The sequence below is a fragment of the Streptomyces yamdrokensis genome (genome assembly GCF_053890455.1).
Map to the genome: position 1 here is coordinate 671551 of NZ_CM132679.1, position 21368 is coordinate 692918.

A 21368-nucleotide genomic window follows, 5' to 3' on the forward strand; every position below is an offset into this window, starting at 1 on the left:
GCGGACATGGCGCTCTTCAGTAGTCGTACCGGTAAACGTCCCCGCATTGTCCCCGCCCTCGACGACGACGCCCTCGCGCGCGTCCTCCGGCAGGTGAGCAAGCGCGGTGGGGGCGTCAAGCCGACAGAGGTGACTCTCGTCGCGGGGTTCCTCGAGGAGACCGGGGACAACTGGGACCGGCGCAGCCACCGGGTGTCCGTGCTGGCCGGGGAGACGGCCGAATCGGGGTCCGACCTGGCCTCGGCCTGGCTGACCAGGTCGCCGAAGAATCCCGACGCGCTGGTGTTCCACTCGTGGGTCGGCCTGACGCGCGGCCTGCGGGACAGACACCTGGAGGACGCGGAACAGTTGGTGACCCAGTGCCATCGGGCCGCGGAGCTGAGCCCGGCGGATCCGCTGCCCTGGGTGGTCCTGCTCGGCATGGCCCGCATCGAGCGGTATCCGCAGAGCGAGGTCAACGCCATCTGGCGGGAGGCCACCGGACGCGACCGCTGGCACCGCGAGGCCTATCTGCAGATGCTCGCCCATCTGTCGCCGGAGGAAGGGGGTTCGAGCGCGGCCGTCCTGGACTTCATCGATGTGGTGCGCACCCGGATACCGGCCAACGCGCCGTGCGCCGCGATCGAACTGACCGCGGCCGTCCGGCAGTACCAGGGACTGGTGGCGCAGGGCGGCGTCCGGGCCATGACGGCCGGTCAGCTGTGGGACGGCGGGCAGATCGCGGCCTCGCTGGAGCAGGCCGCATCCCTCTGGGCGAAGCCGGGATTCTTCCAGCACGCGGCGGCCCAGGCGGACCTGAACGTCCTGGCGTACGCGCTGTGCGCGGCCGGCCGGGCCGTCGACGCGCACCATGTCTTCGAGGCGCTCCAGGGCACGGTGACCCCGTGGCCGTGGAACGACGACGGGCCCGCGGTCCAGCGGTTCGAACAGCACAAGGCCAAGGCGGAGCGGGGACGGCAGGGCGGCGTCAGAGGAGCCTGACGCCGCCTCACCGCGCGCGCCGTCAGTCCCGTTTCCGGGCCAGGATGTCCGTGACGGCCTTCCGCAACGCCGTCGCGGGGTCCGCCGCCGCCCCTTCGGAGCGCCACGCCACGAATCCGTCGGGGCGGACCAGGACCGCGCCGTCCCCGGTGACGCCGTGGGCCTGGGCCCAGTCGACTCCGTCGTCCGGCGTCAGGTCCGCGGCGGGGCCGGTACCGATCCGGTGGACGTCGAGCGGCACCCGCAACTGCTGTGCCGTCCGTGCCGCCGCGGTGTGCCAGGCGCCGTCGCCCGACTCGCCGGTCAGCAGCACCAGGGACCGCTCGTACAGGTCGAGGGTGGAGATGCGGACTCCGTCGCGGTTCAGCCACAGGTGGGGGGCCCGGGTGCCCGGCTCCCCCGTCAGCTGCAGCCCTTCCGGGACGACCGGCGCCGCCGGGTCGCCGCCGACGACCGCGCCCTGCGGATAGCGGTAGCCCAGCGCCACGTTGAGGATTCCGCCCTTGGGGCCCTTGCTGCCGGCGCCCGCCGCGGGTGTGTAGCCGGGGTGGCTGTGCTCGACCGAGCGGTTCGAGGCCCGGGCGCTGGTCGCCTCCGCGACCGGCCGTCGCTCGGCCTCGTAGGATTCCAGAAGCCCGGGATCCGCCCAGCCGGCGTGGACGGCGGCCAGCTTCCAGGCGAGGTTGTGCGCGTCCTGGATGCCGGTGTTGGAGCCGAACGCCCCGGTGGGCGACATCTCGTGGGCCGAGTCTCCGGCGAGGAAGACCCGGCGGTCGGTGTACCGGTCGGCGACCCGCTCGGCGGCGTGCCAGGCGGCCCGACCGGTGATCTTGACGTCGAGGTCGGGCACGCCGACCGCCCGCCGGATGTGGGCGGCGCACCGCTCGTCGGTGAACTCCTCGAGCGTCTCGCCGTCTTCGGGGTGCCAGGGGGCGTGGAACACCCAGTTCTCGGTGTTGTCGACGGGCAGCAGTGCCCCGTCGGCCTCCGGGTTCGTCAGGTAGCAGACGATGAACCGCCGGTCGCCGACGACGCCCGCGAGGTCGCGGGAGGAGAAGGTGACGCTCACGTTGTGGAACAGGTCGCCCGGACCGCTCTGCCTGATGCCGAGCCGCTCCCGCACGGGGCTGCGCGGGCCGTCCGCGGCGACCAGGTAGTCCGCGCGGATGATGGTGGGCTCGCCGGTCTCCCGGCTCTTGACCTGGGCCGTCACCCCGTCGTCGTCCTGGTCGAACGACATCAGCTCGGTCGCGAAGCGCAGATCGCCGCCGAGTTCACGGGCGTGGGCCAGCAGCACCGGTTCGAGGTCGTTCTGGCTGCACTGGCACCACCCGGCGGGGCTGAACCGGGCCAGTCCGCCTCCGGGATCGATCTCCTTGAACAGCCACTCGCCGTCGCCGTCCGCCAGGCTCGGCGTCTGCATGATGCCGTGGTTGTCCGCGAGGACCGACGCGACCTCCCTGATCTGCTGCTCCACCCCGGCCACCCGGAACAGCTCCATGGTGCGCACGTTGTTGCCGCGCCCGCGCGGGTGGATCGACGTGCCCGTGTGACGTTCGACGAGCGTGTGCGGCACGCCCAGACGCCCCAGGAACACGGACATGGACAGGCCCACGAGGGAGCCGCCGACGATGAGGACGGGCGTGCGGTGGCCGGTCTCGCCGGCCTCTTGCGATCGGTTCATTGAACTGCCTCCAGCGTCGCCCTGGACGGGCGGGGAAAGGACGCCGCATTCATGCCCGGTACGGATCGTCTCGCGTCCCGGTGGCACCCGGTTGACGCGTGGTTCACCCACCTGCCCCGTGTGTCTCGCGCACCTCGCGGGGCGCGTCGACGATCGGTTCAGGGCGAGCCCGGCCGTTTCGGCGACGGGGCCGTTCCCGACCTCCACTGAAGAGCCTTTCGTGAAGAAGAGGAGAGGTGCGCCGGATGACCACGACGGAACGCACGACGGGACCCATGGCGGGACGCATAGCGCAGTCGGCGTTCGACGGCTCCAGGCTGCGGGTGATTCTGCTGCTCGACCTGTACGACGGGGCGCAGGAGCAGTTCCTCGAGGCTTACGAACACATGAGCAGCAAGGTCGCGTCCATTCCCGGGCACATCCAGGACCAGCTCTGCCAGTCGATCGAGAACCCCTCGCAGTGGCTCATCACCAGCGAGTGGGAGAGCGCGCTCCCCTTCCTCGCCTGGGTGAACAGCGAGGAGCACATCGAGATCGTCCGCCCGATGCACAGCTGTGTCCGCGACACCCGCTCCATGCGCTACAGCGTCCTGCGCGAGACGGAGCCCCTCCCCGGGGCGAAGACGCGGTCCGGTCTGCAGGCGCAGGTCCGCGTGGGCGACGGGGTGGCCCGCCACGCGCTCACTTTCACCGTCAAGCCGGGCAGCGAGTCCAAGGTCGCGGAGCACCTGGCCGGGTACACGTCTCCCAAGGCCCTGGTGGAAACGGACACGAGGCTGCGTCGCACCTCCGTGTTCATGCACGGCAACCGCGTGGTGCGGTGCATGGAGGTCGAGGGTGACCTGGCCGCAGCGCTGCGCCATGTGGCCGCCCGGCCCGAGATCCGGGCAATCGAAACGGCCATAGACCCCCACCTGGAGCAGGAGCGGGATCTGTCCGACCCCGGCTCGGCGCGGGTGTTCTTCACCCGGGCCGCGCTCCCCTCCGTGCACCACGTCCGCGCGGACGGCCCCGAGCCCGCCGGTCTGCGGCGGCACGCGCTGTACTACCCGGCCGTCGAGGGCCGGGGCATGGAGCTGGCCCGGTTCCTCGCCCATCAGGACCAGGCCGCGGCCGGCGACCCGGACAGCCGCGTCTTCACGAGCACCGTCTTCCAGCGCGACGACATCGTGGTCCGCATGGTCGACGTCGCCGGTGACCTCGACCGCGACCCCGAATGGGCCCTGGGCATCAAGGGTGCGGGGAAGGCTGCGGAGCTGGAGCGGCTCCTGGACGGCGCTGCGGTCGGCGTCGACGTCCCGCTGAACTCGGAGCGCAATCTCAACCGGCTGCTGTCGCACGCCGACATGCTGCCCGTCACCGACCGCAGCGCAGCGGATTCCTGACGGCAAACCGTGGGGACGTCCGCGGCCGGCCGCCCGGACGTCCCCCGCCCCATCCCGGAGGTACCAACCATGTCCAAGCAGCATCCACGCATCGTGGACCTGAGCGAGACGGAACCCAACAGAAGGCGCGGAGGCGATCTCAGGACCCTCCTCACCCCGGCCACGGTGGGTTCCACCAGCGGCTTCATGGGTCTGGCCGTCATCCAGCCCGGTGAGCGCATCGGCGAGCACTACCACCCTTACTCCGAGGAGTTCGTGTACGTCGTCAGCGGCGCGCTCGAAGTCGATCTGGACGGGGAGCCGTTCGCGCTGCGGGCCGAGCAGGGTCTGATGATCCCGATCGACATGCGGCACCGCTTCCGCAACGTCTCCGACGCCGAGGCCCGCATGGTCTTCCACCTGGGCCCGCTCGCCCCGCATCCGAGCCTCGGGCACGTCGACACCGAGGAGAACGCGGGCTCCGAGGCCGGCCCCCAGCTGACCGTGGGCGGGCCGGTCACGTCCGGGACCGGGCAGGGCGGGCCGGCCGGACGCAGTGAGGCCATAAAGTGACCCGGCGGGTGGCTGTCACCGGTATCGGGGTGGTCGCTCCCGGCGGCACCGGGGCGACGGCGTTCTGGGACCTTCTGGCCGCCGGTCGCACCGCGACCCGCGGCATCACCCTGTTCGACCCGAGCGGCCTGCGCTCACGGATAGCCGCCGAGTGCGAATTCGACCCGTTCGACCACGGACTCGATCCGGATCTGTGCCAGCACGCCGACCGGTACATCCAGTTCGCCGTGGTCGCCGCCGGCGAGGCGGTCCGCGACTCCGGGCTCGACCGGGCCGGCGACGACCCGTGGCGCACCGCGGTGTCGCTGGGCAGCGCGGTCGGCGGCACCACCCGGCTGGAGCACGACTACGTCCAGGTCAGCGAGCACGGCTCGCGCTGGGACGTGGACCACCGGGCGGCCGACCCGAAGCTGCACCTGGCGTTCCAGCCGAGCACGCTCGCCTCGGTCGTCGCCGAGCGGTTCGGCGCGCGGGGCCCGGTGCAGACCGTCTCCACGGGCTGCACCTCCGGGCTCGACGCGGTCGGATACGGCTTCCACACCATCGCCGAGGGCCGGGCCGACGTCTGCATCGCCGGGGCGTCCGACTCGCCGATCTCGCCGATCACGATGGCGTGCTTCGACGCCATCAAGGCGACGTCTCCGAACAACGACGACCCGGAGCACGCCTCCCGTCCCTTCGACGCGCACCGCGACGGTTTCGTGATGGGCGAGGGCGCGGCGGTGCTGGTCCTCGAGGAGTACGAGCACGCACGGGCCCGCGGGGCACAGATCCACTGCGAGATCAGCGGGTACGCCACCTTCGGCAACGCCTACCACATGACCGGTCTGACCACCGAGGGCCTGGAGATGGCGCGGGCCATCGACAGCACTCTCGACCAGGCCCGTCTCGACCCCACACTGATCGACTACGTCAACGCGCACGGCTCCGGCACCCGGCAGAACGACCGGCACGAGACGGCCGCGGTGAAACGGTCCCTCGGGGCCCACGCCTACGACACGCCCATGAGCTCCATCAAGTCGATGGTGGGGCACTCGCTGGGCGCGATCGGCGCGATCGAGGTGGTGGCCTGCGTGCTCGCCCTGCAGCACCAGGCCGTACCGCCGACGGCGAACTACGAGACCCCCGACCCCGAGTGCGACCTGGACTACGTGCCGCGCACCGCCCGCCCCCGGAAGCTGAGGAACGTGCTCTCCGTCGGCAGCGGCTTCGGCGGCTTCCAGTCCGCGGTGCTGCTGACCGGGCCGGGTGGGAGGACACGATGAGCAAGCAGCACTCCCGCCGCGCGGCCGTCACCGGCATCGGTGTGATCGCGCCCAACGGACAACGGACCGACGCCTACTGGAAGTCCGTCAGCGAGGGCATCGGCGTGCTGGACCGGATCACCCGCGAGGGCTGCGGGCACCTGCCGCTGCGGGTGGCGGGCGAGGTCCGCTCCTTCGACGCGGCGGCCCTCATCGAGGACCGGTTCCTGGTCCAGACCGACCGGTTCAGCCATTTCGCGATGGCGGCTGCCGCCCTCGCCCTCGACGACGCCGGGCTCGGCAGCGGTGATCCCGCGGAGCCGTTCTCCGTCGGCGTGGTCACCGCGGCCGGTTCCGGTGGCGGTGAGTTCGGGCAGCGTGAGCTGCAGAAGCTCTGGGGGCAGGGCCCCCGGTTCGTCGGCCCGTACCAGTCCATCGCCTGGTTCTACGCCGCGAGCACCGGCCAGATCTCCATCCGCAGCGGTTTCAAGGGCCCCTGCGGTGTGGTGGCGAGCGACGAGGCCGGTGGTCTCGACTCCCTCGCGCACGCCGCCGGGGCGGTCCGGCGCGGCACCGACACGATGGTCGTCGGAGCCGCGGAGGCCCCACTGGCCCCGTACTCGATGGTCTGCCAGCTCGGCTACCCCGAGATCAGCACCGTCGAGGACCCGGAACTCGCCTACCGTCCCTTCACCGCGAAGGCCTGCGGGTTCGTGCCCGCCGAGGGCGGTGCTCTGCTCGTCGTCGAGGACGAGAACCGGGCCCGTGAGCGTGGGGTACCGGTGCGGGCCACCCTCGCCGGCCATGCCGCCACCTTCACCGGCGCCTCCCGGTGGGAGGAGTCGCGGGAGGGTCTGGCCCGTGCGATCCGCGGCGCCCTCGACGAGGCGGGCGCCGCGCCGGAGGACATCGACGTGGTGTTCGCCGACGCGCTGGGCGTACCGGAGGCGGACCGCGCCGAGGCGCTGGCGATCGCCGACGCGCTGGGCGCGCACGGCAGGCGGGTCCCCGTCACGGCGCCGAAGACCGGTTTCGGGCGGGCCCACTGTGCGGCGCCCGTGCTGGACACGGTGGCCGCGGTGCTCGCCATGGAACACGGCCAGGTGCCGCCCACACCCAACGTGTTCGACATCTGCCACGACCTCGACCTGGTGATGTCGCGTGCTCGGCCCGCCGAGCTGCGCACGGCCCTCGTCCTCAGCAGGGGACTCATGGGCTCCAACGCGGCGCTGGTCGTGCGCCGCGGCGGCGAATCCGCCCGGTAGGTCCGGGCGCGGAAGGAGCAGACACTCATGATCACCACCGAAGTGACCGTCGACGAACTGTCCGTCCTGATGAAGAGGGCGGCCGGCATCACCGTCGACCCGCAGGAGCTGAAGCGGGCCGCAGAGGCCCCCTTCGACAGCTTCGGCCTCGACTCGCTCGGCCTGCTCGGCATCGTCGGCGAGCTGGAGAACCGGTACGGCCTCTCGCTTCCTCCCGACTCGGAGCGCTGCAAGTCGCCCCGGGAGTTTCTGGACCTCGTCAACAGCACCCTCAAGGCTGGAGCCTGAAAGTGGCAGGACACACCGAGAACAGCATCACCGTCGACGCTCCCTTCGACCTCGTCTGGGAGATGACCAACGACCTCGAGAACTGGCCGGACCTGTTCAGCGAGTACGCGTCGGTCGAGGTGCTCTCCCGCGAGGGCGACACCACGACGTTCCGGCTGACCATGCACCCGGACGACAGCGGGAAGGTGTGGAGCTGGGTCTCCGAGCGCACCCCCGACCGGGCCCGCCGGACCGTGCGCGCCCGCCGTGTCGAGACGGGCCCGTTCGCCCACATGGACATCCTGTGGGAGTACGAGCAGCTACCGGACGGCGTCCGGATGAACTGGACGCAGGACTTCGCGATGAAACCCGACGCACCGGTCGACGACGCCTGGATGACGGACAACATCAACCGCAACTCGCGTACGCAGATGGCGCTCATCCGGGACCGGATCGAGCAGGCCGCCGGCGAGCGCAGGAGCACCGCGTCCGTCACCTCCCGCTGACCGCCGACCGATCCGGAAAGGACCGTCGATGCACCACGCACTCATCGTGGCCCGTATGGCGCCCGGCTCGGCGTCGCAGATCGCCGATGTGTTCGCCGCCTCCGACCGGGGTGAGCTCCCTGGCCTGATCGGGGTGAACAGGCGCCGGCTCTTCCAGTTCGGCGACGACGTGTATCTGCACCTCATCGAGTCCGAGCGGGACCCGGCGCCCGCCATCGCGAAGGTGGCCGGGCACCCCGAGTTCCGCGGCATCAGCGAACGGCTGGAGGCGTACGTCAGCCCATACGACCCCCGGACCTGGCGCGGCCCCAAGGACGCCATGGCGCAGTGCTTCTACCACTGGGAGCGCGGCGCCGGCTCCTGAGCGGCCGGCCCGGCAGAACCCCGAGGCCGCCGGTCCCGCGTATGTCGCGGAGCCGGCGGCCTCGGGGCTGAACCCGGTCGGTGCGCTACGGATCAGCCGGGGACGGTGCACTCGAAGGCGTGCAGGTAGGCGTTGACCGGCCGGACCTCGCCGATGACCAGGCCCGCCTCGGTCAGCCGTTCGGTCATGCTCTCCCGGGTGTGCTTGGCACCGCCCACGTTGAGGAGCAGCAGCAGGTCCATGGCCGTGGTGAACCGCATCGACGGGGTGTCGTCGACGAGGTTCTCGATGACGACGACGCGCGCTCCGGGCCGCGCGGCCGCGCGGACGTTGGCCAGGACCCGGCGGGTGCTGTCGTCGTCCCACTCCAGGACGTTCTTGATGAGATAGAGGTCCGCCCGTACGGGGACGTCCTGGCGGCAGTCCCCGGCGATGAGCCGGGCCCGGCCGGCCAGCGCGCCGTCCTCCCACAGCCGGGGGTCGGCGTTGTCCACCACGCCGGGCAGGTCGAGCAGGGTGCCGTGGAGGTTTGGGTACTTTTCCAGCAGCCCGGCCAGGACGTGGCCCTGGCCGCCCCCGATGTCCACGACGGAGGAGACGCCGCCCAGGTCGAGCAGGGCGGCGACGTCCCGCGCGGACTGTTCGCTGGACGTCGTCATGGCCCGGTTGAACACGTACGCGGACTCGGGGGCGTCCTCGCCGAGGTGGTCGAAGAACTCCCGGCCGTGGACGTCCTCGAAGACGTTGCCGCCCGAGCGGACCGCTTCGTCGAGGAGCGGCCAGACGTTCCAGGTCCATGGTTCGGTGCACCACAGGGCGATGTACCGCAGGCTGTGCGGGTCGTCCTCCCGCAGCAACCGGGACATCTCGGTGTGCGCGAACGTACCGTCGGGGTGCTCGGTGAAGACCCCCTGGCACGACAGGGCGCGCAGCAGCCGCCGCAGGGTGTGCGGCTGGGTCTTCACCGCCTCCGCGAGGTCGTCCACGGTCATGGGGGTGCCGTCGAGGGCGTCCGCCACGCCCAGGCGGACGGCAGCGCGTACGGCGGCGGCGCAGGCCGCCCCGAAAACGAGCTCCCGCAGCCGCATGGGGGGTGGGGGAGCCGGATCAACGGTCGTCATCCGTCGCCTCGCTTCTTCTGTTGTGCCGTGGAGGGAGGGTGGGAGCTGAGGGGTGGGAGCTGAAGGGTGGGGGGGATGAGGGGTGGGGGGATGAGGGGCGGGTCGGTGGTGCGTCGGGGTGTTCAGCACAGTCCGGCGGGCTCGGAGAGCGTGCAGGTGTTGCCGGTGAAGGTGTTGGTCGTGGCGGTGTCCCGGTTGGCCAGGTCGGCCGGGCTGTTGCCGGTGACCAGGTTGTCGCGGACGGTGTTGCGCTCGTTGGCGGCGCCCATGAAGTTCTTGAAGATCACGACACCGCCGGACAGCGGGGAGGTGCCCTTGTTGTTCTCGACCCGGTTCCGGGCCACGAGGGTGTCCTCGGCTCCGGTGAGGACGATGCCCGTGCCCTGCAGGAAGGGGAGCCGGGGTGTGGCGGCGCAGTGCTTGTTGTTGGCGTGCAGGTGATTGCGGGTCACCCGCAGGTCGCCGGCGACGGGCTTGGACTCGTCGCCCACCACGAACACGGCGGCGCAGTTGCCGGTGGCCTCGTTGTGGGAGACGGTCAGGTTCCGCAGCCGCCGCACGGTGAGGCCGATGCCGTTGCCGGCCATGCGGTTGTGGCTGATCACCGTCCTCCGGGTGTCCCGGGCGCCCTCCTCCGTGTCGGTGGTGTTGGCCACGAACAGTCCGGCGTCGCCGTTCGCCTCGAGCACGTTGTGGCTGAGTACGCTGCGTACCGAGCGCTCCTCGGCGATGCCCCACTTGCCGTTCTTCTCGGCGGTCACGCCCTGCACCCGGAGCCGGTCGGTGCCGGTGGCCCACAGACCGTTCTGGGTGAAGCCGCGCAGCGTCAACGAGCGTACGGTGACGTCCTCGAGGGGGGCCTTGTCCGTGCCGGTCACGCAGATGCCGTGTCCCGCCCCGGCACAGGCGCCCCGGTCGGCGTCCGTGCCGGGAACCAGGACGGTGCGGTCGGCGCCGGAGCCGCGCAGGGTGACGTCCGGCGTGGTGATGTCGACGCTCTCCTTGTAGATACCGGGCGAGAGGACGACGGTGTCCCCCGGCCTCGCGGCGTCCACGGCCTTCTGGATCGACGCGCCGGGCTGTACCCGGTGCACGATGTGGTGTGCGGCCGACGGTGCGGCGGCGATGCCCGACGCGAGGACGACCCCGGCGCAGGTGAGACAGATGAGGTGTGGTTTGGTCATGTGCCGAAGTTAAAAGGGGGTGTGACGCCCCGCCACCGCTGATCACCCAGGTGAGCCGTGGCCTCGGACCGCCCGGCGGCGAGCCTCGCGGGGAGCTCCGGAAAGCTCCTGCCGGGCGGTCTCGCGGCTGATCCCGGCGTGCCCGGTCCAGTGGACGACCAGGGCGTCGCCCTCCGTCGGTTCGGCCGGCGGCCCGGAGTCCGAGTGGCCGAAGAACGCGTACGTCGACGTGGAGTAGGCCGGTGCCACGCACGTCCGTGCGGGCAGAGGCGGTCCGCGGCCTCCTCCTCACCGGTAGCTCGGACAGAGGTTCGGGCAGCGAATCGGCGGCGTCGGCCGGGAAGGTGACGGAACACGGCTCGTCGACGTGGTTCACCAGCCAGGACGCGAAGCGGACGGCGGGGCCCGGGGAGCCGGGCACGGGCAACAGCGACGAGCCCTCGTACGTCTCCGGGCACACCACCGGAGTTCGCCTCACCCGGACGAGGAGTTGTCTTCCTTCGGAGGGACGACGAAGCCCAACCGGTCAGGAGCGGACGGAGCGACGCTCTCGGTGGGGTTCCGTGCCGGGCCTGCGCAGGAAGCGGACGACCGGGTGGCCGGGGTGCCGCGTCACCTCGGCGCGGACGCCGTAGACCTCCTCGATGAGGGCGGGGGTGAGCACGTCGGTGGGGTGGCCCTCGGCGAAGGCGAGGCCGTCGCGCAGGACGAGGAGCCGGTCGCAGTACATCGCGGCGAGGTTGAGGTCGTGCAGGGCGATCACCGTGGTGACCGGCAGTCCGGCGATCAGACCGAGGAGGTCCAACTGGTGCTGGATGTCGAGGTGGTTGGTCGGCTCGTCCAGCAGCAGTTCGCGCGGTTCCTGGGCGAGGGCGCGGGCGATCTGGGCCCGTTGGCGTTCGCCGCCGGAGAGGGTGTGCCACGACTGGGCGGCCCGGCCGGTCAGACCGGTGCGTTCCAGGGCGGCGGTGACGGCTCGTTCGTCGGCGACGGACGCGGGGCTCCAGGCGCGGCGGTGCGGGATGCGGCCGAGAGCGACGACGTCGCGGACGGTCAGGTCGGTCTGTGTGTGTGCGTGCTGTTCGACGGTGGCGACGCGGCGCGCGACGGCCCGGCGGCCGACCTCGGGCAGGGGCCGCCCGTCGAGCCGGACGACGCCGGCGGACGGCGCGAGGACGCCGGCCAGCAGACGCAGCAGCGTCGACTTGCCGGAGCCGTTGGGACCGATGAGGCCGACGGTCTCTCCGGGGCGCGGGGCGAGGGTGACACCGTCGACGATGAGGCGGCCGTCGACCCGGCGTCCGACCCGGTCGGCCCGCAGCCCTCCGTCCGGACGGGCCCCGCTCGCTCCCGGTCCGGGGTCGGTCCTGTCCGGGCTGTGCCGGTCCGGGCAAGGGCTGTTCATGTCTTCCTCCGGCCTCGGTGGAGCACGACGATGAAGGCCGGTACGCCGATGAGGGACGTCACCACGCCCACCGGTACCTCCTGAGGGTCGACGACGGTGCGGGCGAGGGTGTCCACCCACACCAGGAACACCGCTCCGGCCAGCGCGGTGGCGGGCAGCAGCCGGGCGTGGCCGGCACCGGTGAGGGCTCGGGTGGCGTGCGGCAGGACGAGGCCGACGAAGCCGATCGCACCGGCGCAGCTGACCAGGACGGCGGTGAGCAGTGCCGTGGCACAGAGCAGTACGAGGCGGGTGCGGGCGATGTGCACGCCGAGACCGGCGGCGGCCTCCTCACCGAAGGCGAAGGCGTCCAGGGTGGTGGAGTGCCCGAGGCAGACGACGAGAACCGCGACGAGAACCACCGTGCACAGCAGCACCTGACCCCAGTCGGCGCCGGCGAGCGAGCCTAGCAGCCAGAACAGCACGCCCCTGGTGGTCTCGGCGTCGGCGGAGGTCAGCACGATGAACGAGGTCAGCGCGGAGAAGAGTTGCATGGCCGCCACGCCGGACAGCACCACCCGGTCCATGCTTCCGCCGAGACTGTGGCTGAGCAGCATCACGAGCGCGAAGGAGACCAGGGCACCGGCGAAGGCGCCCGCCGACAGCGACACCGCCCCGCCGCCGACGCCGAGCACCACCACGACGACCGCGCCCGTGGACGCCCCGGAGGACACGCCGAGTACGAACGGGTCGGCGAGCGGGTTGCGCAGCAGGGACTGCATGACCGCGCCGCACAGGGCGAGTCCGGCACCGCACAGGGCGGCGAGCAGGGTGCGCGGCATCCGCAGGTTCCACACGATGCCGTCGCGCAACGGCGTCAACGTGCTCTCGCCGCCGCCGAGACGGGCCACCACCGACGCCCACACGTCGGCGGTGGAGATGTCGGCGGGCCCGATGGTCACGGCGACGGCGACGGAGGCGGCCAGCGCCGCGAGCCCGCCGCCGGCCGGCAGCAGGGTGCGGAGGCTCACTTGGTGAGCCCGAAGTCGCGCAGGCCGGCGGCGACCTGCTCGATCCCTTCCACGGTGCGGATGGAGGGGTTCATCGCCTGGCCGCTGAGCAGGACGTACCGCTTCTCCTTCACCGCGGCGAGGTTGCGCGTGGCCGGATTGGTCTCCAGGAAACGGATCTTCGCCTCGGCGGTTTCCGCGGTCTGGGACCTGCGGGTCAGGTCGCCGAGGACGATGACGTCGGGGTCCCGGTCGGCGACGGTCTCCCAGTTGACCTGCGGCCACTCGTCGCGGGTGTCGGAGAAGGCGTTCTCGGCACCGATCGCGCGGGTGATGGCACCGGGGGCGCCGCAGCAGCCCGCCAGGTAGGGCGACTGCGAGTTGGCGAACCAGTACATGAGGGAGGTGCCGGAGGCGTCCAGGCCCTCGGTGGCCTCGCGCACCCTCTCCTTCAGTTCCGCGACCAGCCTGTCGCCGCGTTCCTCGATGCCGAACACGCGGGCGAGGTCGCGTATTTCGCCGTAGACGGTGTCGAGGGCGAGCGGCCTGCTGCGGGAGCCGTCACCACCGCTGTCGTTGTCCTTTCCGGCGGCGCAGTCGGCCGGTGAGACGTACGTGGGTACACCCAGCTCCTCGAACTGCTCACGGGTGGCGACGCCTCCTTTGCCGAGCGTGGAGACGAAGGAGGCCGTGACGAGGTCGGGCTCGGTGTCCAGCACCTTCTCGAAGGACGGCCCGTTGTCCGCCAGGCGGGGTACCGACGCGTTGGCCTTCTCGAGGCCCTTCGCCACCGGGTCGGTCCAGGTGGCGGTGCCGGCCATGCGGTCGGCGAGGCCGAGGGAGAGCAGGATCTCGGTGGTGCCCTGGTTGAGGGAGACGACCCGTTGGGGTACGGACTTCACCGTGACCCGGTGTCCGCAGTTGTCGAGGGTGAGCGGGTGGCCGGACGCGGCGGGCTTGTCCGAGCCCTTGTCGGCGTCGTCGTCCCCCGAGCCACCGCCGCAGGCGGTGAGCAGCAGGGCGGGAGTGAGGAGAAGGGCTGCGGCACGGCAGCGGGGAACGGAGAGAGCACGGGGCACGGGGACGCCTTGCCTGTCGGGGCTCGTACGCGGAGCCTGGCCTACGGAGGACCCCGCCGCCCATGGCGGCCGGGTGCCAGCAGGTCTTCGGACTCGGGTTCGCCCGGACGGAGCGCCTTCCCAGGGCAGTGCGCGCCGTCCTTCCGGCCGGCCCGCCGCCCCAGTGGCGTCACGAATGCTCCGCCCGTCCCCCTCACCGCTGCGCGTCAGTTCCGGATTTCCACCGGATTCCCTGGCCTCGGATGTGGCACGACTGGCTCCGGAAGCGTACCAAGATCGGTCGGGCGACCTGGACGGAGCGTACGGAGTCGCCGTGCCCGGTGCCGTCGGTTGCGGTGGTGGCGGACCGGTCGGGCGTGGGGCTGCTCAGAGGGTTCGGACGAGTACGCCGCAGCCGCCCTCACGGGTGGACGGACGCCTCCCGCCGAGCCGCGCCGGTGTGGGCAGAGCGCTACCGGCCTTCTCCGGCCCCGAGCCGGTGGAGAGGGTGCCGGGCGGGACGCCCCCGGCTCACCCGCTGTTCGACGTCCGGCCCGGCCCTCTGCGGACCGCCGTCGAGCAGGCGCACCTGTCCGGCCCGGCCCACGAGGAGCAGGAAGCCGCCGCACGCCTGACACACGCGAGACCCCGGCGCGCCCGGCCCGCCCTTCTCGTCGTGGGCGCGGGGCGGTGCGCGAACCCGACCGGACGGGCACTCTCACCGGTTGCTCCGCAGGTGGCGCACGACCAACAGGGTGGCGCACAGCGCGGTGACCCCACCGACGACCAGGTGCACGCCGATACCGGCCCCCGTGGACGAGGCCACGGTGTTGCCGACGACGCTGGTTGTCAGGACCACCCAGAGCAGGGTGCGGATCACGACCGCGCCGCTGTTGCGGTCCGGTGCCGCACCGCGGTCGGCGGCCTGCGTGCGGCGGGAGGGGTCGGTGTGGGGCATGGAGGGCTCCTCCGTCGAGGCGTGCGAGGCCTTTGACGCTACGGACCGGTGCCCCGCCCGGCCGATCCCCCGGGCCGCCGGATCGGTGGTACAGCAGGCTGTACCTACCGTCCCGCTCGAGAAGTGTCACGCGTGCTCGAGGGCGACCGCGAGGTCGGCCAAGTGGGCCGACACCGGACCGAGGGTGAGCAGCCCGCTGCCCGCGCCGGCCAGTTCGTCGGCCGCCGGGACGAGCGCGGTGTGGGCACGTCGCATGCCGTCCCGGTCACCGAGGGCGAGTGCCGCTCTGGCGGTGAGGCACCACAGGGCCTCCTGGAGGAGGTCGCGCGGCGGTTCGGGAGTCCCGTGCAGGGCCTCGGCGGCCTCGGCGCGGCAGTCCTGTTCGATCAGCATCAGCGGCCGGACCCAGTCCGCGTACGGTCCCCAGTCGACGGTCCCGTCGAGACGCAGGGGCAGGCCATGGCGCAGACGCAGGCACAGCAGCGCCAGTGGCAGCAGACCCCGGGCCAGGCCGGGCATGCCGCAGCCGTCCAGCAGGGCGGCCGCGTCCCGGTAGGCCCCCTCCGCCTCGGGGGCCGGCGCCCGGCCGGTCGCGTCCAGCCGCAGAGCGGCGTACCACCGGGTGAACACGGCTACCAGCGGCCGTTCGTGACGGTCGGCCAGCCGGTCGGCGGCGGCCGCGTGCCGGTCGGCCGAGATGAAGTCGCCGAGGGCGCTGCGCGCCTGCAGCCGGACGAGGTGGCCGAGGATCTCGAACGTGGCCAGGCCGTGCCGGGCGGAGACGTCGATCAGCTCTCTGCCGATCGACTCCCGGCGTGGGGCCAGCCCGGTCCGGTCGAAGGACTGCATGAAGACGGCGTTGAGCGTGAACGCCAGCAGCGCCGGATCTCCGAGAGCGCGGGCCAACTGTTCGGCCTGCCGGGCGGCTTGCGGACCGCGCATGCCTGTCGTACCGCGCGATTCCAGCGCGATCGTCGCCAGCAGCCGGGCCCTGGAGGCCTCGTGGCCCTCGGTGGGCAGGACTGCGAGGGTGCGCTCGGCGGCCCGGACGACCTGAGCCGCCTGCTCCGGGTCGTCCGAGCGGGTCCAGATCGCCGGGACGTCGTAGGCGCCGATCACTCGGGCGGTGAGTTCGGCGTCGCCGAGTTCCTCCGCCGCCGTGACGGCCGAGACCCGGTGTTCGAGGGCGGCCGGCAGACCGCCGCCGCCGGCCACCGCGAGGCCGCGCAGCAGTCCCACCGTGGATTCCAGGCGGGCCCTCGCGCCGGTGGCCACGGTGCGGTCGTACGAGGCAGCGGCCCGTTCCCACACCTGTCCCGCCGTCCCGCCGGTGCCGGAGGCGGGGCGCGCGGGGTCCGCCTGGTGGAGGATGTCGGCCTCCAGGCCGCGCAGGCCCGGGCCCGGCTCGATGCCCAGTTCCTCGGCGAGCGCGTTGCGTGCCTGCCGCAGCACGGCCAGCGCGTCCCCCTGACGGCCCGCGCGGTACAGCGCCAGGGCGAGCAGCCGCCAGGCGTGCTCCCGCCACGGGTGCTCCGTCGTGTGCACCCGCAGGCCGGCGGCCGCCCGCTCGGAGTGGCCCAGGGCCAGCAGTGCTTCGGCGTGCCGTTCGACGGCGTGCAGCCGCAGTTCGGCCAGGCGCCGTCCCTCCGTCCGAGCCCACGGCTGGTCCGCGAACTCCGCGTAGGCCGGTCCGCGCCACCAGCCGAGTGCCTCCTCGAGCCGGCAGGCCACGTCCGTCGGGGACAGCGCCGCGGCGGCGGTGACCTCCTGCTCGAAACGCCAGGCGTCCACCTCGTCCGCGGCGGCGCGCAGCGCGTACCCGGGGCCTTCGGTGACCAGCAGCCGGGCCGAAGTACGCGGAGCGCGTTCCGGTTCCAGAGCGCGGCGCAGCGCGGCGACGAAGGTGCGCACCGAGCCCGTCGCGTCGCCGGGCGGATCGGGCCAGAGGTCGTCGATCAGGCGCCGGACGGGCACGACACGTCCCCGGGCGATGATCAGCCGTGCCAGCACCGAGCGGTGTCGGGGGCCCTTGAGGGCGATGGCCGTCCTGCCCTTCCCCTCGGCTTCGGCCTCAGCTCCTGCACCCGAGTCTGCGTCTGTGTCCGCGTTCCAGGCCACCACGGGTCCGAGTACACCGAAGACGACACGCACCCTTCCCACACTCTCTTTCCGCCGGGCGCGGCGGCCCCGGGCCGGGATGCCGCCGCGAAGCGACCGCCAGTGTGCCGTTCCCGGCTGCCGCGCGACCGTTGCTCATTGCCTGCTCATCCGGCGCCCACAGCATGGAGGGACCCGCTTCCCCGAGGAAAGGAGCCTGGCCATGACACCTGTCATCGCCGGTTTCGGCCATCATCGCATTCCCGTCGCCGACGGGGTCTTCCTGCACGCGGCCGTAGGCGGCTCGGGCCCTCCCGTCGTGCTGCTGCACGGTTTCCCGCAGACCCATCTCATGTGGCGTCACGTGGCCACCGACCTCGCCGCCGAGCACACCGTGATCTGCCCCGACCTGCGCGGCTACGGTGCCAGCGGCAAACCGGAGGACACCGACGGCACCGTCTACGCCAAGCGCACCATGGCCGGCGACGTCATCGCCCTGGCCCGGGCCCTCGGGCACGAGCGGTTCGCGCTGGCCGGGCACGACCGCGGCGCCCTGGTGGCCTTCCGCGCCGCGCTCGACCACCCCGGTACGGTCACCCATCTGGCCTGCCTCGACGTCCTGCCGACCCTCGACATGTGGGAGGTGCTGCAGGGGGTCACCGCGTCCGTCGCCTTCCACCTGTACCTGATGGCTCAGCCGCCGGGCCTGCCGGAGCGCATGATCGCCGCGGAGCCGGACGTCTTCTTCGGACACTTCCTCGACGTCTGGGCGACCGACGACCGGGCGGTCCCGGCCGACATCCGCGCCGCGTACCTGGCGGCCTGCCGTGCCGCGGTTCCTTCGATCGTGGCCGACTACCGCGCCTCCGCCGGCGTCGACCTCGAACACGACCGGGCCGACCGGACGGCCGGGAACCGGCTGCGTATGCCGGTCGCGGTGCTCCAGCAGGACTGGGGCGCGGCCCTGGGCCACGACGCCGCCGCGGTCTGGCGCGCCTGGGCACCCGACCTGCGGCACACCACCGTCACCTCCGGTCACTTCATGGCGGAGGAGGCGCCCGGCGACGTCACCGGGGCCCTGCGGGACCTGCTCGCTCGCTGAGTCCTGACCGGCTGGGCCCTCTGGGCGACATCGCCGGGTGTCACCCTCAGCGCGGCCGGAGGTACGACGTCCTTCGGCCGCGCGCCAGGACGCGTACTGATCGGACCGCGTGCCGATCGGGCCGTGTGCTGACGGGCCGGGCGGGTCAGGTACCGGGTGTCACCCCCTTGGCCGGACACCGTGCCGGGCCCGCCCGCACTTCTGACGGGCCCGGCACGGTTCCTCCTCTTCCCAGGTCGTCACGTGGCCGTACGCGTCTCCTGGTCGGCCACGGCCCCGCCTTCCATGATCACCTCGGAGGGCCGGCTGCCCCGGTCCACCAGACCACCTGTGAAGGCCAGGCCGAGGCCTGCCAGGGCGAGAGCCGCACCGGCCAGGCTGGGCGCGGCCCAGCCCCAGCCCGCGGAGATGACCAGGCCGCCGATCCAGGCCCCGCCCGCGTTGGCCAGGTTGAACGCGGAGTGGTTGGAGGCCGCCGCCATCGTCGGAGCGTTCTTGGCCTTGGCCATGAGCAGCATCTGGACGGGCGTGGTGATGAGAGAGCCCATCGCGCCGATCACGGTGATCGTCACCAGGGCGGGCACGACGCTGTGCACGGTGAAGTAGAACGTCACCAGGGCCGCGGCGAGCAGCGCCAGGCCCGCATACAGCGTCGGCCGCAGGGCACGGTCCGTGAGCGGACCCGCGATCAGCGTGCCGAGCGTCATGCCGACGCCGTAGAGCGCGAGGACCAGAGTGGTCGAGGAGTCCGATATTCCCGTCAGATTCGTCAGCATGGGCACCAGGTAGCTGTAGACGGCGAAGAATCCGCCGAACCCGACCACGGCGACGGCCATGCCGATCGCGACCTGCCGGTTGCCCATGGCCCGCAGCTCGGTCCGGATGCCGGACTGCCGGCCACGTGGCTGGTGGGGGACGAAGCAGGCCAGCATGACGAGGGCGACGAGTCCGATGGCGGTGACCGCCCAGTAGGCGGCCCGCCAGCCCAGCTGCTGCCCAAGGGCCGTGCTGGCCGGGACTCCGACGATGTTGGCGACGGTGAGACCGAGGAACACCCTCGAGACGGCACGTGCCGCGCGTCCCGGGGCGACCAGTCGTGAGGCGACGACGGCGCCCACGCCGAACAGCGCCCCGTGCGGCAGGCCCGCCAGGAACCGTGCGGCGAAGAGCAGGCCGAAGTCGGGAGCGATCGCGGACGCCGCGTTGCCGACCACGAACAGTCCCGCCAGGAGAAGCAGCAGTCGCTTGTGGGGCATGCGCGCGCCGATGCCCGTCAGCAGGGGCGCGCCGACGACGACACCGAGCGCGTAGGCGGAGACGAGGTTGCCGGCGTGCGGCACGGACACGTCGACCCCGTCGGCGATCTGGGGCAGCAGCCCCATCGTGGCGAACTCGGTCGTGCCGATGGCGAACGCGACGACGGCCAGGGCCAGCAGAGCCAGCGGCATGGTGCGGAACAACCTTTCGAAGGCAGCGGTACGGGAGCGGGAAAGCGGGAGCGACGTCGACCCCTGGGCCCAGAGCCCAGAGCCCAGAAAGGCTCCCGGCCCGTGGCAGTCGTTGTGAGGTCGAGCTGCGCGCCTGGGTGACGGCGCCGTGAGGGCTCACTCGGACCGATGGTCATTCAAATAATTGATTGGTCATATATTGACACGCGGCAACGGTGGCAACGTTGTCCACGGTCATGCACCGTGGCGCGCACGTTGCCGCCGCCCGACGGACGGCGGCAACTGTACGGGGTCAAGGCCGGGCGCTGTCCCCCGTCACCGCGCGGTGGGCTCGTACGTCCAGCGCAGCAGGGCACCGAGACCGCCCACCGGGATGTCGGCGTCGGCATCGGTTCCTGTGCCTTCGGCCGCCTCGAAAACCTCGGGAGCATCGGAAACATTCCGGGGATCCAGTGGCGGAACAACCAGCACGTCGGCGCTCGTGACGGCGGCCGACCTCAGCAGCGCGTCGTCCGCGCGGGCGGAGACGGGATCGCTCTCGCCGAGGGTCTGCGCATCGGTCCGGCGCACCGCCACCTGGTCGGGTTCCGCTCCCACCCACGTCTCACGGTCGAGATCCGGTCCGTCGGGCCGGATCAGCAGGGTGCCGATACGGTGCTCGCGTGCCGCCTCCACCACGGCCGGGACACCCTCGACGGCGTCCGTGGGCCGATCGGTGCCCACCCGTCCGGCGCGGAAGCGTTCCAGCGCCTCGTCCACACGACGGCGGGTGTACTGGCTCCGGGCCTGCTCGATGGCCTGCTCGAGTGCGGGGGAGGACGAACCGGCGGCGCGGCCTCCGTGCTCGGTCTCCACCGTCACCTCGCGGACGGCGTCGGGGAGCCTGTCATACACCGCCGGCCGTTCGCGGGGGTCACCGACCAGCACCATCAGATCGGCGCCGGACTCTTCGTACACTCCGGTCAGCGCCCGTGCGATCTCGACGGCGTTGTGCTCCCAGGTGTTCTCGACCTTGAGCTGGAAGTGCCGCTCGGACCAGTCCGCCGTGGACGTGCGGTGCATCGGCCACTGCCGGCCCTCCACCTGCCCGGCGTCCTGCGTGCCCCCGGCCACCCCGCGCACCTCGAAGTCCGCGCCGGTCCGGTCGACGTACGCCACGAGGCACACGGGGTCCTGGCCGGCCAGTTCCAGCAGCGGGGTCAGGCGTGGGAGAGGGGCCCAGGCCGCGATGTCCCGCTGCGGGGGCCGGGAGAGGCGGTGCCCGAGCACGACCTCGCCGCCGGTGGCGAAGACGACCCGGCCCGCCGGGTCCTCCGCGGGGCTCATGCCCATCAGGTCGTCGTGGACCGCCTGCGTGGTCGTCTGGTCGGCGCCGTTCTCCTCCAGCGTCCGGCAGGCTTCCCGTACGGACAGCTCGCGCCGCTTGGCGCCCGCCTCGTCGTTCTCGCCGGGGCCGAGGTAGACCGTTGCCCAGGGTCCGGGACGGTCGAAAAGCGGCTCAAGGAATGACAGCTGCATGGTTCCTCCACATACGTCCCAGCGATTCCGGGGCCGAGTGCCCGAACGCCGTCCGAGGACACCCACTGCCGTGCGCATTTCCCCGACCACGCTCGACGGCTTCGTCCGGCGGAGCGCTCCCGCCGCGCCGGCCGTGCCACGGTCCCCGTCGCCGGCAAGTCCTCTCCCCAGGGAGAGCCGGCCCTGCGGCTTCTCGCCGGGCACGTCGTGCCACACCTGGCCGGCAGCGGGGCGTTGCTC

General features: G+C 72.3%; 20 protein-coding genes and 1 riboswitch. Of the genes, 9 read left to right on the forward strand and 11 right to left on the reverse strand.

Annotated features, from left to right (window positions below; translation table 11 throughout):
• Positions 1-6: 6 nt before the first annotated feature.
• Positions 7-981 (forward strand): hypothetical protein, encoded by a 975-nt coding sequence (locus ACWZEH_RS02535; protein WP_456195322.1) that lies wholly within the window; start codon positions 7-9, stop codon positions 979-981.
• A gap of 22 nt (positions 982-1003) precedes the next feature.
• On the opposite strand, the gene ACWZEH_RS02540 is transcribed toward ACWZEH_RS02535, so the two are convergent.
• Positions 1004-2665 (reverse strand): FAD-dependent oxidoreductase, encoded by a 1662-nt coding sequence (locus tag ACWZEH_RS02540; RefSeq protein ID WP_456195323.1) that lies wholly within the window; start codon positions 2663-2665, stop codon positions 1004-1006.
• A gap of 245 nt (positions 2666-2910) precedes the next feature.
• Between ACWZEH_RS02540 and ACWZEH_RS02545 the strand changes: the two genes are divergently transcribed.
• The 7 genes from ACWZEH_RS02545 to ACWZEH_RS02575 all read left to right on the forward strand — a co-directional run bounded on the left by ACWZEH_RS02545 (position 2911) and on the right by ACWZEH_RS02575 (position 8248).
• Complete coding sequence (locus ACWZEH_RS02545) at positions 2911-4050, forward strand: SchA/CurD-like domain-containing protein (RefSeq protein WP_456195324.1); 1140 nt, start codon at positions 2911-2913, stop codon at positions 4048-4050.
• 69 nt (positions 4051-4119) lie between these two features.
• Positions 4120-4602, forward strand: coding sequence for a cupin domain-containing protein (locus ACWZEH_RS02550; protein WP_456195325.1), 483 nt, complete (start codon positions 4120-4122; stop codon positions 4600-4602).
• Entirely contained in the window at positions 4599-5867 is a 1269-nt protein-coding gene (locus ACWZEH_RS02555; protein ID WP_456195326.1) for a beta-ketoacyl-[acyl-carrier-protein] synthase family protein, read from the forward strand. Before ACWZEH_RS02550 ends, ACWZEH_RS02555 begins: the two co-directional genes overlap by 4 nt.
• Complete coding sequence (locus tag ACWZEH_RS02560) at positions 5864-7111, forward strand: ketosynthase chain-length factor (protein ID WP_456195327.1); 1248 nt, start codon at positions 5864-5866, stop codon at positions 7109-7111. The genes ACWZEH_RS02555 and ACWZEH_RS02560 overlap by 4 nt, the downstream gene beginning before the upstream one ends.
• Before the next feature lie 27 nt (positions 7112-7138).
• Entirely contained in the window at positions 7139-7399 is a 261-nt protein-coding gene (locus ACWZEH_RS02565) for an acyl carrier protein (RefSeq protein WP_456195328.1), read from the forward strand.
• A 2-nt stretch (positions 7400-7401) separates the two neighbouring features.
• A complete protein-coding gene (locus ACWZEH_RS02570; RefSeq protein ID WP_456195329.1) occupies positions 7402-7884 on the forward strand; it encodes an SRPBCC family protein in 483 nt (160 codons plus the stop codon).
• 28 nt (positions 7885-7912) lie between these two features.
• Positions 7913-8248: a TcmI family type II polyketide cyclase gene (locus tag ACWZEH_RS02575; RefSeq protein ID WP_456195330.1), complete on the forward strand. Its 336-nt coding sequence runs from the start codon at positions 7913-7915 to the stop codon at positions 8246-8248.
• A 92-nt stretch (positions 8249-8340) separates the two neighbouring features.
• On the opposite strand, the gene ACWZEH_RS02580 is transcribed toward ACWZEH_RS02575, so the two are convergent.
• The 8 genes from ACWZEH_RS02580 to ACWZEH_RS02615 all read right to left on the reverse strand — a co-directional run bounded on the left by ACWZEH_RS02580 (position 8341) and on the right by ACWZEH_RS02615 (position 17114).
• On the reverse strand, positions 8341-9369 hold the full coding sequence (locus ACWZEH_RS02580; protein WP_456195331.1) for a methyltransferase: 1029 nt from the start codon (positions 9367-9369) through the stop codon (positions 8341-8343).
• 122 nt (positions 9370-9491) lie between these two features.
• Positions 9492-10553, reverse strand: coding sequence for a right-handed parallel beta-helix repeat-containing protein (locus ACWZEH_RS02585; protein ID WP_456195332.1), 1062 nt, complete (start codon positions 10551-10553; stop codon positions 9492-9494).
• A 42-nt stretch (positions 10554-10595) separates the two neighbouring features.
• The gene (locus ACWZEH_RS02590; RefSeq protein ID WP_456195333.1) at positions 10596-10802 is read right to left on the reverse strand and encodes a hypothetical protein; all 207 of its coding nucleotides are present in this window, start codon (positions 10800-10802) and stop codon (positions 10596-10598) included.
• 277 nt (positions 10803-11079) lie between these two features.
• Entirely contained in the window at positions 11080-11958 is an 879-nt protein-coding gene (locus ACWZEH_RS02595) for an ABC transporter ATP-binding protein (RefSeq protein ID WP_456195334.1), read from the reverse strand.
• Entirely contained in the window at positions 11955-12968 is a 1014-nt protein-coding gene (locus ACWZEH_RS02600) for a FecCD family ABC transporter permease (protein WP_456195335.1), read from the reverse strand. The genes ACWZEH_RS02595 and ACWZEH_RS02600 overlap by 4 nt, the downstream gene beginning before the upstream one ends.
• A complete protein-coding gene (locus ACWZEH_RS02605) occupies positions 12965-14026 on the reverse strand; it encodes an ABC transporter substrate-binding protein (RefSeq protein ID WP_456195336.1) in 1062 nt (353 codons plus the stop codon). The genes ACWZEH_RS02600 and ACWZEH_RS02605 overlap by 4 nt, the downstream gene beginning before the upstream one ends.
• Before the next feature lie 61 nt (positions 14027-14087).
• A riboswitch (cobalamin riboswitch) is annotated at positions 14088-14299 on the reverse strand.
• A 424-nt stretch (positions 14300-14723) separates the two neighbouring features.
• Positions 14724-14963: a hypothetical protein gene (locus tag ACWZEH_RS02610; RefSeq protein WP_456195337.1), complete on the reverse strand. Its 240-nt coding sequence runs from the start codon at positions 14961-14963 to the stop codon at positions 14724-14726.
• Positions 14964-15089: 126 nt separating this feature from the next.
• Complete coding sequence (locus ACWZEH_RS02615; protein WP_456199406.1) at positions 15090-17114, reverse strand: AfsR/SARP family transcriptional regulator; 2025 nt, start codon at positions 17112-17114, stop codon at positions 15090-15092.
• A 169-nt stretch (positions 17115-17283) separates the two neighbouring features.
• Between ACWZEH_RS02615 and ACWZEH_RS02620 the strand changes: the two genes are divergently transcribed.
• Positions 17284-18162, forward strand: coding sequence for an alpha/beta fold hydrolase (locus ACWZEH_RS02620; RefSeq protein ID WP_456195338.1), 879 nt, complete (start codon positions 17284-17286; stop codon positions 18160-18162).
• Between the two features lie 239 nt (positions 18163-18401).
• Here ACWZEH_RS02620 and ACWZEH_RS02625 read toward each other — a convergent pair whose 3' ends face one another.
• Positions 18402-19610: an MFS transporter gene (locus ACWZEH_RS02625; RefSeq protein ID WP_456195339.1), complete on the reverse strand. Its 1209-nt coding sequence runs from the start codon at positions 19608-19610 to the stop codon at positions 18402-18404.
• 315 nt (positions 19611-19925) lie between these two features.
• Positions 19926-21128 carry a baeRF2 domain-containing protein gene (locus tag ACWZEH_RS02630; RefSeq protein ID WP_456195340.1) on the reverse strand — a complete coding sequence of 401 codons (1203 nt, stop codon included), beginning with the start codon at positions 21126-21128 and terminating at the stop codon, positions 19926-19928.
• Between the last annotated feature and the right edge of the window lie 240 nt (positions 21129-21368).

Coding starts and splice junctions, on each gene's coding strand:
- ACWZEH_RS02535 (WP_456195322.1), top strand. CDS start 7: ATGGCGCTCTTCAGTAGTCGTACCGGTAAACGTCCCCGCATTGTCCCC.
- ACWZEH_RS02540 (WP_456195323.1), bottom strand. CDS start 2,665: ATGAACCGATCGCAAGAGGCCGGCGAGACCGGCCACCGCACGCCCGTC.
- ACWZEH_RS02545 (WP_456195324.1), top strand. CDS start 2,911: ATGACCACGACGGAACGCACGACGGGACCCATGGCGGGACGCATAGCG.
- ACWZEH_RS02550 (WP_456195325.1), top strand. CDS start 4,120: ATGTCCAAGCAGCATCCACGCATCGTGGACCTGAGCGAGACGGAACCC.
- ACWZEH_RS02560 (WP_456195327.1), top strand. CDS start 5,864: ATGAGCAAGCAGCACTCCCGCCGCGCGGCCGTCACCGGCATCGGTGTG.
- ACWZEH_RS02565 (WP_456195328.1), top strand. CDS start 7,139: ATGATCACCACCGAAGTGACCGTCGACGAACTGTCCGTCCTGATGAAG.
- ACWZEH_RS02575 (WP_456195330.1), top strand. CDS start 7,913: ATGCACCACGCACTCATCGTGGCCCGTATGGCGCCCGGCTCGGCGTCG.
- ACWZEH_RS02580 (WP_456195331.1), bottom strand. CDS start 9,369: ATGACGACCGTTGATCCGGCTCCCCCACCCCCCATGCGGCTGCGGGAG.
- ACWZEH_RS02585 (WP_456195332.1), bottom strand. CDS start 10,553: ATGACCAAACCACACCTCATCTGTCTCACCTGCGCCGGGGTCGTCCTC.
- ACWZEH_RS02595 (WP_456195334.1), bottom strand. CDS start 11,958: ATGAACAGCCCTTGCCCGGACCGGCACAGCCCGGACAGGACCGACCCC.
- ACWZEH_RS02610 (WP_456195337.1), bottom strand. CDS start 14,963: ATGCCCCACACCGACCCCTCCCGCCGCACGCAGGCCGCCGACCGCGGT.
- ACWZEH_RS02620 (WP_456195338.1), top strand. CDS start 17,284: ATGACACCTGTCATCGCCGGTTTCGGCCATCATCGCATTCCCGTCGCC.
- ACWZEH_RS02625 (WP_456195339.1), bottom strand. CDS start 19,610: ATGCCGCTGGCTCTGCTGGCCCTGGCCGTCGTCGCGTTCGCCATCGGC.
- ACWZEH_RS02630 (WP_456195340.1), bottom strand. CDS start 21,128: ATGCAGCTGTCATTCCTTGAGCCGCTTTTCGACCGTCCCGGACCCTGG.